This window comes from Amnibacterium flavum (genome assembly GCF_003097495.1).
GTDB lineage: Bacteria > Actinomycetota > Actinomycetes > Actinomycetales > Microbacteriaceae > Naasia > Naasia flava.
The window spans coordinates 65939-78483 of record NZ_QEOP01000002.1 but is presented as its reverse complement, the minus strand read 5'-3'; the positions used below and the strand labels follow the sequence as shown (position 1 = coordinate 78483).

General features: G+C 69.0%; 14 protein-coding genes. 7 read left to right on the top strand and 7 right to left on the bottom strand.

The window, feature by feature from the left end:
• The first annotated feature begins 53 nt into the window (after positions 1 to 53).
• A complete protein-coding gene (fbaA, locus tag DDQ50_RS07960) occupies positions 54 to 1079 on the top strand; it encodes a class II fructose-bisphosphate aldolase (protein ID WP_116756239.1) in 1026 nt (341 codons plus the stop codon).
• An 88-nt stretch (positions 1080 to 1167) separates the two neighbouring features.
• Here fbaA and DDQ50_RS07955 read toward each other — a convergent pair whose 3' ends face one another.
• Both DDQ50_RS07955 and DDQ50_RS07950 read right to left on the bottom strand, forming a co-directional pair.
• Positions 1168 to 1755, bottom strand: coding sequence for a DUF6264 family protein (locus DDQ50_RS07955; protein ID WP_116756238.1), 588 nt, complete (start codon positions 1753 to 1755; stop codon positions 1168 to 1170).
• Entirely contained in the window at positions 1752 to 2813 is a 1062-nt protein-coding gene (locus DDQ50_RS07950) for a 4-hydroxy-3-methylbut-2-enyl diphosphate reductase (RefSeq protein ID WP_116757351.1), read from the bottom strand. Before DDQ50_RS07950 ends, DDQ50_RS07955 begins: the two co-directional genes overlap by 4 nt.
• Before the next feature lie 100 nt (positions 2814 to 2913).
• Here DDQ50_RS07950 and xseA point away from each other — a divergent pair, with 100 nt between their 5' ends.
• The 5 genes from xseA to DDQ50_RS07925 are packed head-to-tail and all read left to right on the top strand — an operon-like array spanning position 2914 to position 7147.
• Positions 2914 to 4191, top strand: coding sequence for an exodeoxyribonuclease VII large subunit (xseA, locus tag DDQ50_RS07945; RefSeq protein WP_116756237.1), 1278 nt, complete (start codon positions 2914 to 2916; stop codon positions 4189 to 4191).
• 10 nt (positions 4192 to 4201) lie between these two features.
• Positions 4202 to 4432, top strand: coding sequence for an exodeoxyribonuclease VII small subunit (locus tag DDQ50_RS07940; protein WP_240614303.1), 231 nt, complete (start codon positions 4202 to 4204; stop codon positions 4430 to 4432).
• On the top strand, positions 4429 to 5070 hold the full coding sequence (locus DDQ50_RS07935; protein WP_116756235.1) for a DUF4245 domain-containing protein: 642 nt from the start codon (positions 4429 to 4431) through the stop codon (positions 5068 to 5070). The genes DDQ50_RS07940 and DDQ50_RS07935 overlap by 4 nt, the downstream gene beginning before the upstream one ends.
• Positions 5067 to 5711, top strand: a complete 645-nt coding sequence (locus DDQ50_RS07930; RefSeq protein ID WP_116756234.1) for a carbonic anhydrase — start codon at positions 5067 to 5069, stop codon at positions 5709 to 5711. The genes DDQ50_RS07935 and DDQ50_RS07930 overlap by 4 nt, the downstream gene beginning before the upstream one ends.
• A 41-nt stretch (positions 5712 to 5752) precedes the next feature.
• A complete protein-coding gene (locus DDQ50_RS07925) occupies positions 5753 to 7147 on the top strand; it encodes a class II fumarate hydratase (protein WP_116756233.1) in 1395 nt (464 codons plus the stop codon).
• Positions 7148 to 7192: 45 nt separating this feature from the next.
• On the opposite strand, the gene DDQ50_RS07920 is transcribed toward DDQ50_RS07925, so the two are convergent.
• From DDQ50_RS07920 to DDQ50_RS07905, 4 genes are all read right to left on the bottom strand, one after another.
• Positions 7193 to 7696 carry a DUF427 domain-containing protein gene (locus DDQ50_RS07920; RefSeq protein ID WP_240614302.1) on the bottom strand — a complete coding sequence of 168 codons (504 nt, stop codon included), beginning with the start codon at positions 7694 to 7696 and terminating at the stop codon, positions 7193 to 7195.
• Between the two features lie 106 nt (positions 7697 to 7802).
• On the bottom strand, positions 7803 to 9161 hold the full coding sequence (locus tag DDQ50_RS07915; protein WP_116757350.1) for a PhoH family protein: 1359 nt from the start codon (positions 9159 to 9161) through the stop codon (positions 7803 to 7805).
• A gap of 244 nt (positions 9162 to 9405) precedes the next feature.
• A complete protein-coding gene (locus DDQ50_RS07910; protein WP_116756231.1) occupies positions 9406 to 10539 on the bottom strand; it encodes an aminotransferase class V-fold PLP-dependent enzyme in 1134 nt (377 codons plus the stop codon).
• A 50-nt stretch (positions 10540 to 10589) separates the two neighbouring features.
• On the bottom strand, positions 10590 to 11375 hold the full coding sequence (locus DDQ50_RS07905) for an isoprenyl transferase (protein WP_116757349.1): 786 nt from the start codon (positions 11373 to 11375) through the stop codon (positions 10590 to 10592).
• A gap of 176 nt (positions 11376 to 11551) precedes the next feature.
• Here DDQ50_RS07905 and trhA point away from each other — a divergent pair, with 176 nt between their 5' ends.
• Positions 11552 to 12238 (top strand): PAQR family membrane homeostasis protein TrhA, encoded by a 687-nt coding sequence (trhA, locus tag DDQ50_RS07900; RefSeq protein ID WP_116757348.1) that lies wholly within the window; start codon positions 11552 to 11554, stop codon positions 12236 to 12238.
• 7 nt (positions 12239 to 12245) lie between these two features.
• Here the strand turns inward: trhA and DDQ50_RS07895 are convergent, their stop codons facing one another.
• Entirely contained in the window at positions 12246 to 12491 is a 246-nt protein-coding gene (locus tag DDQ50_RS07895) for a hypothetical protein (RefSeq protein WP_240614301.1), read from the bottom strand.
• Between the last annotated feature and the right edge of the window lie 54 nt (positions 12492 to 12545).

Genomic DNA, 12545 nt, shown 5'->3' with positions numbered 1-12545 from the left:
ACGCTCAGTAGACTCGGCCTGAAACGGCCAACGAAGCGCTCAGGAGATCTGCAATGCCCATCGCCACACCCGATCAGTACGCCGAGATGCTCGACCGCGCCAAGAGCGGCGGCTTCGCCTACCCCGCCATCAACGTGTCGTCCTCGCAGACCATCAACGCCGTGCTGCAGGGGCTCACCGAGGCCGGCTCCGACGGCATCATCCAGGTCACCACCGGCGGCGCCGACTACTTCGCCGGCCAGACGGTCAAGAACCGTGCCGCTGGTGCGCTCGCATTCGCGAAGTTCGCGACCGAGGTCGCCAAGAACTACCCCGTCACCGTCGCTCTGCACACCGACCACTGCCCCAAGGACGCGCTGGAGGGCTTCGTGCTCCCCCTCATTGCCGCATCGGCGGACGAGGTCAAGGCCGGCCGCAACCCCATCTTCCAGTCCCACATGTGGGACGGCTCGGCGGTGCCACTCGATGAGAACCTCGACATCGCGCAGGACATGATCGCTCGTACCAAGGCGATCGGAGCGATCCTCGAGGTCGAGATCGGCGTCGTCGGCGGCGAGGAGGACGGCGTCAGCCACGAGATCAACGAGCACCTCTACACGACCCTCGACGACGCGATCAAGACCGTCGAGGCGCTGGGCTGGGGCGAGAAGGGCCGCTACATGGCCGCCCTCACCTTCGGCAACGTGCACGGCGTCTACAAGCCCGGCAACGTGCGCCTCCGTCCCGAGCTGCTCGGCGAGATCCAGGCGGGACTGGCCGAGAAGTACGGCAACGGACCCAAGCCGCTCGACCTGGTCTTCCACGGCGGATCGGGCTCCACTCAGGAGGAGATCGCGACCGCCGTCGCCAACGGAGTGGTGAAGATGAACATCGACACCGACACCCAGTACGCGTTCACCCGCTCGATCGCCGACACCATGTTCCGCAACTACGACGGCGTGCTCAAGGTCGACGGCGAGGTCGGCAACAAGAAGGTGTACGACCCCCGCAGCTGGGGCAAGCTCGCCGAGACGGCGATGGCCGCACGCGTCACCGAGGCGACCAAGGAGCTCGGCTCCTTCGGTCACTCGCAGAGCTGAGTCCCATCCGACGGAACCGAGGCCGGCCGCCCGCGAGGGTGGTCGGCCTCGGTCGTCAGCCCCGCCGTCTCAGCGCGAACGCCGGCGATCAGGGTGCGGGCGTCGCTCCCGCGGAGCGCTGCTGATCGAGATAGGCCACGAAGGCGGGATCGCTCAGCATCGCCACAGCGACGAGGACGCCGACGGCGATCGTGGCGACCGCGCCGATGGTGAGCGGGATCCAGAACGTGAGTCGACCGGCGCGCAGGCTCGCGGTCGAGAGCAGCACAGCGAGAATGAGCAGCGACACGTTGATGACGTTGTTGGCGATGCCAATTCCCGTCGCCAGCGAATCGGATGTGTAGGCACCGAAACCGGCCGTTCGGATGAACGCGTCGAGGGTGCTGGCGAGATCGAGGTTCGACGGGATCGAGAACAGCACGTTCAGCACGGCGAGCGCGATCAGACCGAACGTCAGCGAGCGATCCCACAACCGCACAGGCTTGGGGCCCTTGGCGGCGTCAGTCTCGGCGGGCGCACCGGGCTTCGCATCGGCTGGCGGCGGTGCGAACTGCGTGAAGTCGCGTTCGGCCGGGGCGGCCTGCTTCTCGGCGATAGGGGGAACGGGCGGCTGCTCGGGCACCGGCGCGTACTCGCCCCATCGAGGGGCGGGACCGGACGTCGGGCGGTCGCTCATGCGGTCTCCGTGCGGCGACCGCCGAGAGCGCGCTCGTCCTGCTTGCCGCTGATGTCCTTCCGCAGCTCCTTGGGAAGCGAGAAGATCAGGTCCTCCTCGGCCGTCTTGACCTGCTCGACATCGCCGTAGCCGGCGTGGGCGAGCTCGTCGAGCAGCTCCTGCACGAGCTCCTCGGGAACCGAGGCCCCGCTGGTGACGCCGACGGTCTCGACGCCGTCGAGCCACTCCTGGCGGACCTCGCTCGCGTAGTCGACACGGTAGGCGGCCTTGGCGCCGTACTCGAGGGCGACCTCGACGAGCCGGACCGAGTTCGAGGAGTTCGCGGAGCCGACGACGATCACGAGATCGGCGTCGCGCGCCACCTTCTTGATGGCCACCTGACGGTTCTGGGTGGCGTAGCAGATGTCGTCGCTCGGCGGATCCTGAAGGTTCGGGAACCGCTCGCGGAGTCGACGGACGGTCTCCATGGTCTCGTCGACCGACAGCGTGGTCTGCGAGAGCCAGACGACCTTGTCGGGATTCTTGACCGTGATCGTGTCGACGGCATCGGGCGAGCCGACGAGGGTGACGTGGTCGGGCGCCTCGCCCGCGGTGCCTTCCACCTCTTCGTGGCCCTCGTGGCCGACGAGGAGGATCTCGTAGTCGCCCTTGGCGAACCGGACGGCCTCGCGGTGGACCTTGGTGACGAGCGGGCAGGTCGCGTCGATGGCGAGGAGACCGCGATCGGCGGCCCCCTGGACGACGGCGGGCGAAACCCCGTGGGCGCTGAACACGATGTGCGCGCCCTCGGGCACTTCGTCGACCTCGTCGACGAAGATGGCGCCCTTCTTCTCGAGCTCGGTCACCACGTGGATGTTGTGGACGATCTGCTTGCGGACGTAAACGGGCGAGCCGTAGTGCTCGAGTGCCTTCTCGACGGCGATGACGGCGCGGTCGACACCGGCGCAGTATCCGCGCGGTGCAGCGAGGAGCACCCGCTTCGTCCCGTTGACGGGGGTGTCGACTAGCCTGTTCCGCACGCCAGGACTCGACGGACGGGGCGCGGTGACGCGCGGCATCCCGAGTCCGATATTGACGCTGCTCACCCGACGATTGTAGGCGCTGGGCAGCGCGCGAGCCTGGACGCGTCGCGCCGTGCGCATCCGCCGACCGCGATCGATGAAGAGTTCGGAGAGCAGTGCCATGACCGACGCCCCCTCCACCGCCGAGGCGCCGTGGCCCGTCGGCGTGCTGTCGAACAAGATCAAGGGCTACCTCGATCGTCTCGGCACCGCGTGGGTCGAGGGCGAGATCACCCAATGGGGAGTGTCGGGCGGCAACGTCTACGGCAAGCTCAAGGACCCCGACGCCGACATCACGATCGGCTTCACCATCTGGTCGTCGGTGAAGGCGCGCATCCCCTCCGACCTCAAGCAGGGCGACCGCGTCATCGCCCTCGTCAAGCCGAACTACTGGCTGAAGGCCGGGTCGCTGACGATGCAGGTGTTCGAGATGCGGCATGTGGGCCTCGGCGACCTGCTCGAACGGCTCGAGCGGCTCCGGGCGTCCCTCGCGGCTGAGGGGCTGTTCGCGCTCGAGCGCAAACGCCGACTCCCGTTCCTCCCCTCGGTCGTCGGGCTGATCACGGGCAAGGACTCCGACGCGGAGAAGGACGTGCTCCGCAACGCCCACCTGCGCTGGCCCGCGGTCGAGTTCCGCGTTGTCCACGCGATGGTGCAGGGCGACCGGGCGGCCCGCGACATCGCGCGGGCGATCGGGGTGCTCGACGCCGACCCGCAGGTCGATGTCATCATCGTCGCGCGCGGCGGGGGCGACTTCCAGAACCTGCTTCCGTTCAGCGACGAGGTCGTCGTGCGCGCTGCGGCGGCCGCGACCACACCGATCGTCAGCGCGATCGGGCACGAGGCCGACCGCCCGCTGCTCGACGACGTCGCCGACCTGCGCGCATCGACGCCTACCGACGCGGCCAAGCGGGTGATCCCGGACGTGTCCGAGGAGCTCGCCCGCGTCGAGCAGGCGCGGGCGCGCATCCGCAGCCGGGTGACCCACACCGTGTCGATCGAGGTCGACCGCATCGCCGGGCTCCGATCCCGACCGGCGCTCGCCCGGTCGACCTGGATCGTCGATGTCCGCGCCGACGAGCTCACCCGGTGGGTGGCGCGGGGCACCGAGCTCGCCGACCGGGTCATCGAACGCGCGAGGGACCGCACCCGCGAACTGCACGGCCGCCTCACCGCTCTCTCGCCGCAGAGCACGCTCGCCCGTGGATACGCCGTCGTGCAGAGCGCCGACGGATCTGTCGTCCGCAGCACCACGGAGGCGCCCGCGGGCGGCGCCCTGCACATCCGCGTGGCCGACGGCTCCATCGGCGCGACGAGCGAGGGACCCCTGCCCGTCGCGCCGGCGCCCGACGCCGCTGTCAGCAGCGGCAAATAAGATGGAGGCCATGCCCGCCACTCCCCCGGTTCCCATCAGCGAACTGAGCTACGAGCAGGCCCGCGACGAGCTCGTCCACGTCGTCGGCGAACTCGAGCAGGGCGCCGAGACCCTCGAGCGCTCGCTCGAACTCTGGGAACGCGGCGAGGCACTCGCGCGGCGCTGCGAGGAGTGGCTCATCGGTGCTCGCGCACGCCTCGACGCAGCTCGTGCCGCCGCCGACGGGGGCGACCGCCCATGAGCCGGGAGAAGCCGCCCGCGGTCGTCGCCGAGCTCGGAAGACCCGAGACCCCCGAGGAAACCGCCGCGCGCAAGGCGCAGAACAGCCGCAATCACCGCGATCGGCAGACCACGCGCAACCTGCTCTACGCGCTCATCGCGTGTCTCGGCCTCGTCGCCCTCATCGTGCTGATCGTGCCGCGCAGCGACACGTCGATCGTGCCGCCCGTCGACTACCGGGCCATCGCCGCCGACGCCCAGCCGAGCCTCGAGGCGACGATCATCGTCCCCGACGTCCCCGCCGACTGGGTGTCCAACGCCGCCGAGCTCCGAACAGGAGCCACCGATGGCGTGATCACCTGGTACATCGGCTTCGTCACGCCGTCGAACGACTTCGTCGGCATGAAGCAGGGCCTGAAGGCCAACCCCAGCTGGCTGTCCACCGAGCTCAAGGGCTCGAACGCAACGGGCACGACCGACATCGACGGCCTCGAATGGACCGTGTACGACTACCGCGAGGCGAACGATCGCGGAAACCTCGAGTACTCGCTCGCGACGACGGTCGACGACACGTTCTTCCTGGTCTACGGCACCGCCGACCAGACCGATGCAGAGACGCTCGCCGCGGCGATCACCACCCAGATCGGAGCGACAGAATGAGCGCACATCCCACTCCCGCCGACGCCTGGACCCAGATGGCGCGAGGCAACGAGCGTTTCGTCCGCGGCGTCCCGGCCCATCCCCGGCAGGACGTCGAGCGCCGGGCCGAGATCGCGAATCAGCAGACCCCGATGGCCGCCCTGTTCGGCTGCAGCGACTCGCGCCTCGCCGCCGAGATCATCTTCGACAAGGGCCTCGGCGACCTCTTCGTCGTCCGCAACGCGGGTCAGGTCATCTCCGACTCCGTCATCGGCTCGCTCGAATACGCGGTCGCGGTGCTCGAGGTGCCGCTGATCGTCGTCCTGCGGCACGACGCCTGCGGCGCCGTGCGCGCCGCCATCGACTCGCAGGGCCCCGACGCGCCCGAGCTGCCCGCCCACATCGGCAGGCTCGTCTCCCACATCGTTCCCGCCGTCCGGGCCGTCGGCGCGACTTCCGACGACGGCACCGTCGACCTGCACACGATCGATGCCGACGCCGTCGGGCGAGCCCATCTCCGCGACACCGTCGCGGCGCTCCTGACGCAGTCCGAGCTGATCTCCGACGCGGTCGCGGCCGGTAGCCTTGCCATCGTCGGCGCCGACTATCACCTGGCCGACGGCCGGGTCACGCCCGACGTCGCGCTCGGCGACATCGAATAGCCCCGACTCCAGAAGTCAGTCTCACAAAGAAAGGCCACGCCGTGGTGGACAGCGAGTACCGCATCGAGCACGACACGATGGGCGAGGTCCGCGTTCCCGCGCGTGCGCTCTACGCCGCGCAGACTCAACGGGCGGTCGAGAACTTCCCCATCTCGGGCGACCGCCTCGAGGACGCGCAGATCGTGGCGCTCGCTCGCATCAAGCGTGCCGCGGCCATGGCGAACGCCGAGCTCGGCGTCCTCCCGGCCGACAAGGCCCAGGCGATCGTCGCGGCGGCCGACAAGGTGATCGCCGGCGAGTACTTCGACGAGTTCCCCATCGACGTCTACCAGACCGGCAGCGGCACGTCGTCGAACATGAACATGAACGAGGTGCTCGGAACTCTCGCCACCTCCGGGCTCGGGTCGACGGTCCACCCGAACGACCACGTCAACGCGTCGCAGTCGTCGAACGACGTGTTCCCCACATCGGTCCACATCGCCGTGACCGATGCCCTGCTGCGCGACCTCGTCCCGTCGCTCGAGCACCTCGCCGAGTCCCTCGAGAAGAAGTCAGCCGAGTGGTCGACCGCGGTGAAGTCGGGTCGCACCCACCTCATGGACGCCACTCCCGTCACCTTCGGGCAGGAGTTCGGCGGCTACGCGCGGCAGATCCGCCTCGGTATCGAGCGCATCCAGTCGACCATCCCGCGGGTGGCCGAGGTACCGCTGGGCGGCACCGCCACGGGCACCGGAATCAACACACCCGCCGGGTTCTCGGAGCGCGTGATCGCCCTACTCGCCGACGAGACCGGCCTGCCCATCACGGAGGCGGCCGACCACTTCGAAGCTCAAGGCGCCCGCGACGGTCTCGTCGAGGCATCCGGTGCGCTGCGCGTACTCGCCGTGAGCCTCACCAAGATCTGCAACGACATCCGCTGGATGGGCTCCGGTCCGAACACCGGCCTGGGTGAGCTGCACATCCCCGACCTCCAGCCGGGGTCGTCGATCATGCCCGGCAAGGTCAACCCCGTCATCCCCGAGGCCGTCCTCATGGTCGGGGCCCGGGTCATCGGCAACGACGCGACGATCGCGTGGTCGGGTGCTTCGGGTCTCTTCGAGCTGAACGTCGCGATCCCCGTCATGGGCACGGCGCTGCTCGAGTCGATCCGTCTGCTGTCGAGCGCGTCGCGCCTCCTGGCCGACAAGACCGTCGACGGACTGGTCCTCAACGCCGAGCACGCTCGCGCACTCGCCGAATCGTCCCCGTCGATCGTGACGCCGCTCAACAAGGTCATCGGCTACGAAGCCGCCGCCAAGGTCGCGAAGCACGCCGTGGCGAACAAGCAGACCGTCCGCGAGGCCGTCATCGCCCTGGGCTACGTGGAGCGCGGTGAGGTCACCGAGGAGCAGCTGGACAAGACCCTCGACGTCCTCTCCATGACCCGCCCCGGCTGAGCCGCACCCGCGATCTCGGCTGCGCGCCAGGTCGCACGCCAGCGGCTACCAGCCCATCGTGCCCGGTTCGCCCTTGAAGGGTCCGACGACCCGATCGGTGATCCAACCGCCATAGAAACCGCCCGCCTGGGGCCTGACGGTTTCGCCGGCTACCGTGACGCGGCCCATGCGGCCGGGGTAGACGGCGATCATTCCCCGCAGCTGCTCGAAGCCGCGGCTCGGGTCGGGATACGTCCATCCGGCGCCCGCGGCGACGGTGTCACCCGCGACCACGTCGAGGTATCCGGCCTCGCCTTTGTACTCGCACCAGGATGCGCCGGGGGCCGGGCGCAGCGAGCCCGGCACGAAGTCGTCGGCCGGCACGTAGTACACCGGCGGGTGGCTGGTCTCGAGCACCCGAAGCGCCCGGTTCGTCCGGGCGACGACCTGACCACCCAAGGTGATCTCGATCCCCTCGGACGACGCCTCGACCCGGGGCGGACGTGGGTAGTCCCAGACGGACTCCTGTCCAGGGCGCACGGGATCGGGCTGGGGATGGCGACTACGCATCCACTCAGGATGCGCGATCGGACTGAACGCGGGATGAGTCGCGGCCATGAACTCGCGCCGCATTCCCGCCGAGTGAGGGGCGGCCCTGTGGCCGCCCCTCGCTCCGCTACATCAGTTCGTTCGACTCCAGCATCTCGGTGACCAGGGCGGCGATCGCGGAGCGCTCGGAGCGGGTCAGCGTGATGTGACCGAACAGCGGGTGACCCTTGAGCGTCTCGATGACACTCGCGACACCGTCATGGCGACCGACCCGGAGGTTGTCGCGCTGCGCCACATCGTGGGTCAGCACCACCCGCGAGTTCTGGCCGATGCGCGACAGGACCGTGAGGAGCACGTTGCGCTCCAGGGACTGAGCCTCATCCACGATCACGAAGGCGTCGTGCAGCGAACGACCGCGGATGTGAGTGAGCGGCAGCACCTCGAGGATCCCCCGCTCCACCACCTCGTCGAGCACGTTCTGCGAGACGAGTGCGCCGAGCGTGTCGAACACCGCCTGACCCCAGGGGGTCATCTTCTCGTTCGCGTCGCCGGGGAGGAAGCCGAGCTCCTGACCGCCGACCGCGTACAACGGCCGGAACACCATGATCTTGCGGTGCTGCTGCTTCTCGAGCACCGACTCGAGGGCCGCGCACAGGGCGAGCGCCGACTTGCCGGTGCCGGCGCGCCCGCCGAGCGAGACGATCCCGATCTCCTGATCGAGCAGCATGTCGATCGCGAGCCGCTGCTCGGCCGAGCGACCGTGCAGCCCGAACAGCTCGCGGTCACCGCGCACCAGGCGCAGCTGCCCCTTGCCGGTCACGCGCCCGAGCGCCGAGCCGCGCTCCGACGAGATGACAAGGCCGGTGTTGACCGGCAGACCCTCGACTTCGGACGCCCGGATGCGCTCGTTGTCGTACAGGTCGTTGACCGCGGCGCCGCTCAGCGAGACCTCGGCGATGCCCGTGTACCCGGAGTCGACGGCGAGCTCCGCGCGGTACTCCTCGGCGGCGAGGCCGATGGACGCGGCCTTGACGCGCATCGGAAGGTCTTTCGAGACGACGACGACGTCGAGCCCGTCGTTCTTGAGGTTCATCGCGACGGCGAGGATGCGCGAGTCGTTGTCGCCCAACTGCAGGCCCGACGGCAGCACCGACATGTTGGAGTGGTTCAGCTCGACACGGATGCTGCCGCCGTCGCCGATGGCGATGGGGAAGTCGAGCCGTTCGTGCTCCACCCGCAGGTCGTCGAGTTTGCGCAGCGCTTGACGCGCGAAGTAGCCGATCTCGGGGTCGTTGCGCTTCGACTCGAGCTCGGTCACCACGATGACCGGGAGCACCACGGCGTGTTCGGCGAAACGATGGATGGCACCGGGATCCGAGAGCAGGACCGAGGTATCGAGGACGTAGGTCCTCTCCCCTGTCTGCTGACTCGTCGGCGCGGGGGCCGAGGTGTGAGTACCGGACGTCGGACGGGCAGCTGCAGCCACGAGTGTCTCCCACCCGAGCAAGAGAAGCTCTCGCTCGAATCAGCGAATCGGCCACGGTGGGACGTCAACGAAACGTACTTATGTGGCCGTCTCGATCAGGTTCTCTACCTGATGCGCACACGCTACGTCCCCCGTGCGACACCAGACGACCGGACACACGTCCGCCGGTTACGGGGAGGTTAACAGTTTCGTCACGGCGCGCCGCGGGACCCGCCTGCGCGGGCTCGGCTCGACGAGAAGCCGATCAGAAGATGCGGACGGTGCTCGCGTAGCTGGTGAATGCGGCGCGCAGCATCTCGAGAGTCTCGACTGTCGTGCCCGCGTGGGCCGCGATGCGCACCCGCCCCTGCCGGGTCGTGGTCGAGACGCCGTGGTTGTACAGCGATGCCGTGAGAGCCGACAGCTGCTCGGTCGGCGGTTCGACGACCACGATGCCCGCCCGCTCGGTCTCGTTGCGCGGCGAGATGACGGGGACGGCGAATTCGTCGGCGATGTCGATGATGCGGCTGACCTGCACGGCGACCTGAGCGCTGATCCCGGCGACGCCCGCTTCCGCGACGTCCTCGGCGGCGGTCGCGAGGCGGGCCGCGGCGATCCAGTCGGGGTTGGACACCCGGAAGGCGCCGGCTCCGCGGATCGGCAGGGGCACCTCGTCCCAGACCATCTCGTCGTCGTAACCGGTGGCGCCGGGGAATCCGGACACGACCGGGGTGAGCTGCTCGACCGCACGGTCGCTCAGGGCGAGATAGCCGGTACCCCAGCCCGCGCGGAGCCACTTCTGGCCGCCGCCCGCGACGACGTCGGCGACCTCGAAGGGAGCGTCGACCACGCCGGCCCCCTGGATCGCGTCGACGATGAGGAGACGGTCGCCGATCACCTGGCGGATGCCCTCGATGTCGGCGAGGTATCCGGTGCGAGGGTCGACGAGGCTGACGGCCACGGCCGCGGTGGTCGAGGTGATCTGGTCGCGGATCTGGCCGGGCGTCACGGTGCCGTGCTCGGTCTCGAGCCAGATGGGTCCGGTCGCGCCGAGGGCCTGCTCCGCGCGGACCGCGGCGAACGGGAGACTCGGGAAGTCGGCGGGCGACACGAGCACCGGACCGGTGAGCCCGAACAGCGCGTGCATAAGTCCCATGCTCGTGTTGGGCTGCAGGACGACGTTCCCGGCGTCGAAGCCGAGGAGTTCGCCGACCGCCTCACGCGCGCGGGTCTCCTGCTGCAGAAGAGCGTCGATCGAGCCGAAGCGGGCGCGCGAGACGCTGCCCGTCCAGGCGTCGCTCTCGGCGGCCACACCCTCGGAGATCGGGCCGAACGAGGCGTAGTTCAGGAACCCGGGTTCCTCGACGAAGCCGGAGATGAAAGAGTCGAGCGGTTCCATAGCAGGACCAACACTAGGGTCTGCCGCCCGAGCGCGCTCGGCCGCGTCGGTCAGGTGCCGTAGCGGCGGTTGCGATTGCTGTAGTCGCGGAGGGCGCGGAGGAAGTCGACCTCTCGGAGATCGGGCCCGAGCGCCTCGACGAAGTAGAGCTCGCTGTGCGCGCTCTGCCAGAGCAGGAAGTCGGACATCCGCTGCTCCCCCGATGTGCGGATGACGAGGTCGGGGTCGGGCTGACCCACCGTGTAGAGATGCTCGGAGATCAGCTCGGGAGTGAGCACCGCGGCGAGATCCTCGATGGTTCCGCCCTGCAGATGGTGGGACGCGACGATGCTGCGCATGGCGTCCGCGATCTCGTGCCGACCGCCGTACCCGACCGCGAGGTTCACGTGCAGACCGGTGTTGCCCGCGGTGCGGGTCTGCGCCGCGTCGAGCGCCTGCACGAGCCCCTCGGGGAGCCCGTCGTTCGATCCGACGTGCATGATCCGCCAGTTGCGGAAGCGCGACAGGTCGTCGGCGAGCTCGGCGATGATCTCGATCAGCGCCGACAGCTCGGAGGATTCCCTGCCGGACAGGTTGTCGGTCGACAGCAGGTAGAGGGTGACGACCTCGATGCCGAGCTCGTCGCACCAGATCAGGAACTCCCGGATCTTCGCCGCTCCGGCCCGGTGTCCGTGCGCGGCGGTCTCGAGGCCGAGCTGACGTGCCCAGCGACGGTTGCCGTCGAAGATCATGCCGACGTGCTTCGGCAGCGATTCGGCGGTGAGGCTGCGCCGAAGACCGCGTTGGTAGAACGCGTAGATCGGGTTGCGCCGAACGCGCTTGCCGCCGGAGAGCACGCTCACACGTTAGTCCTTCAACTCGACCGGAACTGTCAGACCGCCCTCGCGCGGCCTGCCGTAATGTGGCCGACGTGAGCACTCCCGACGATGGATCACGGCGTTCCGCCGACGCGATCGAACGTGCTGAGATCGCGGATCCGGCGCACGAGGACCACGCCGATCCGGGCCCCGATCTGCCCAACATCCCGCTGCTCGACGACGCGATCGAGCACCCCGCGGAGGTGCGACCGACCTGGCGGGGCTGGATCCACGCGGGAACCTTCCCGCTCGCGCTGGTGTCCGGAATCGTGCTCATCACCGTCGCCCACGGTGCTGTCGCCAAGACGGCGAGCGGCATCTTCCTCGCCACGTCGCTCCTGCTGTTCGGCAACTCGGCTCTGTACCACCGGTTCGACTGGAAGCCGCGCATGAAGCGGATCCTCAAGCGGATCGACCACGCCAACATCTTCCTGCTCATCGCGGGGACGTACACCCCGCTCGCCCTCCTCGCGCTGCCGCCCGACAAGGGCATCCTGCTGCTCTGGCTGGTCTGGGGAGGCGCCCTCCTCGGGATCGGCTTCCGAGTCTTCTGGGTCGACGCACCGCGGTGGCTCTACACGCCCATCTACGTGGCCCTCGGCTGGGCGGCCGTCATGTACCTCGGCGACCTCCTCGCCGTGAGCGTGACGATGATGGTCCTCATCGTCGTCGGCGGGCTGCTCTACACGGGCGGCGCGATCGTCTACGCGTTGAAGCGGCCCAACCCGTTCCCCGGGCGGTTCGGCTTCCACGAGATCTTCCACACCTGCACGGTGCTCGCCTTCGCCTGCCACTGGACGGCGACGCTCATCATCGTGCTTGCCCCGGCGTACAACGCCTGATCGCGGGTCAGCGCGGGGTGTCGTCGCCTGACTTCGCGGCCTGCTCGCGCTCGATCTCCTCGCGCACCTCGGCACGGTAGCGGACTCGGCGGACCCGGCGGGTCATGTCGACGATGAGGAGCACCGCGGCGACCGCGATGAGGAAGATGAAGAGGAACCCGATCGGGCCCGGGGTGATGAGGTTCTCGTCGAGTTCGGGCGTCGGCGACGGGGTCGGCGCCAGAGCGGCGAGGTAGAGCGCGGCATGAAGCACCGGTCGCAGGGTCCTTGTCTCCGCGCACAGCGCAGATCGGTAGCGTTGGGTCCA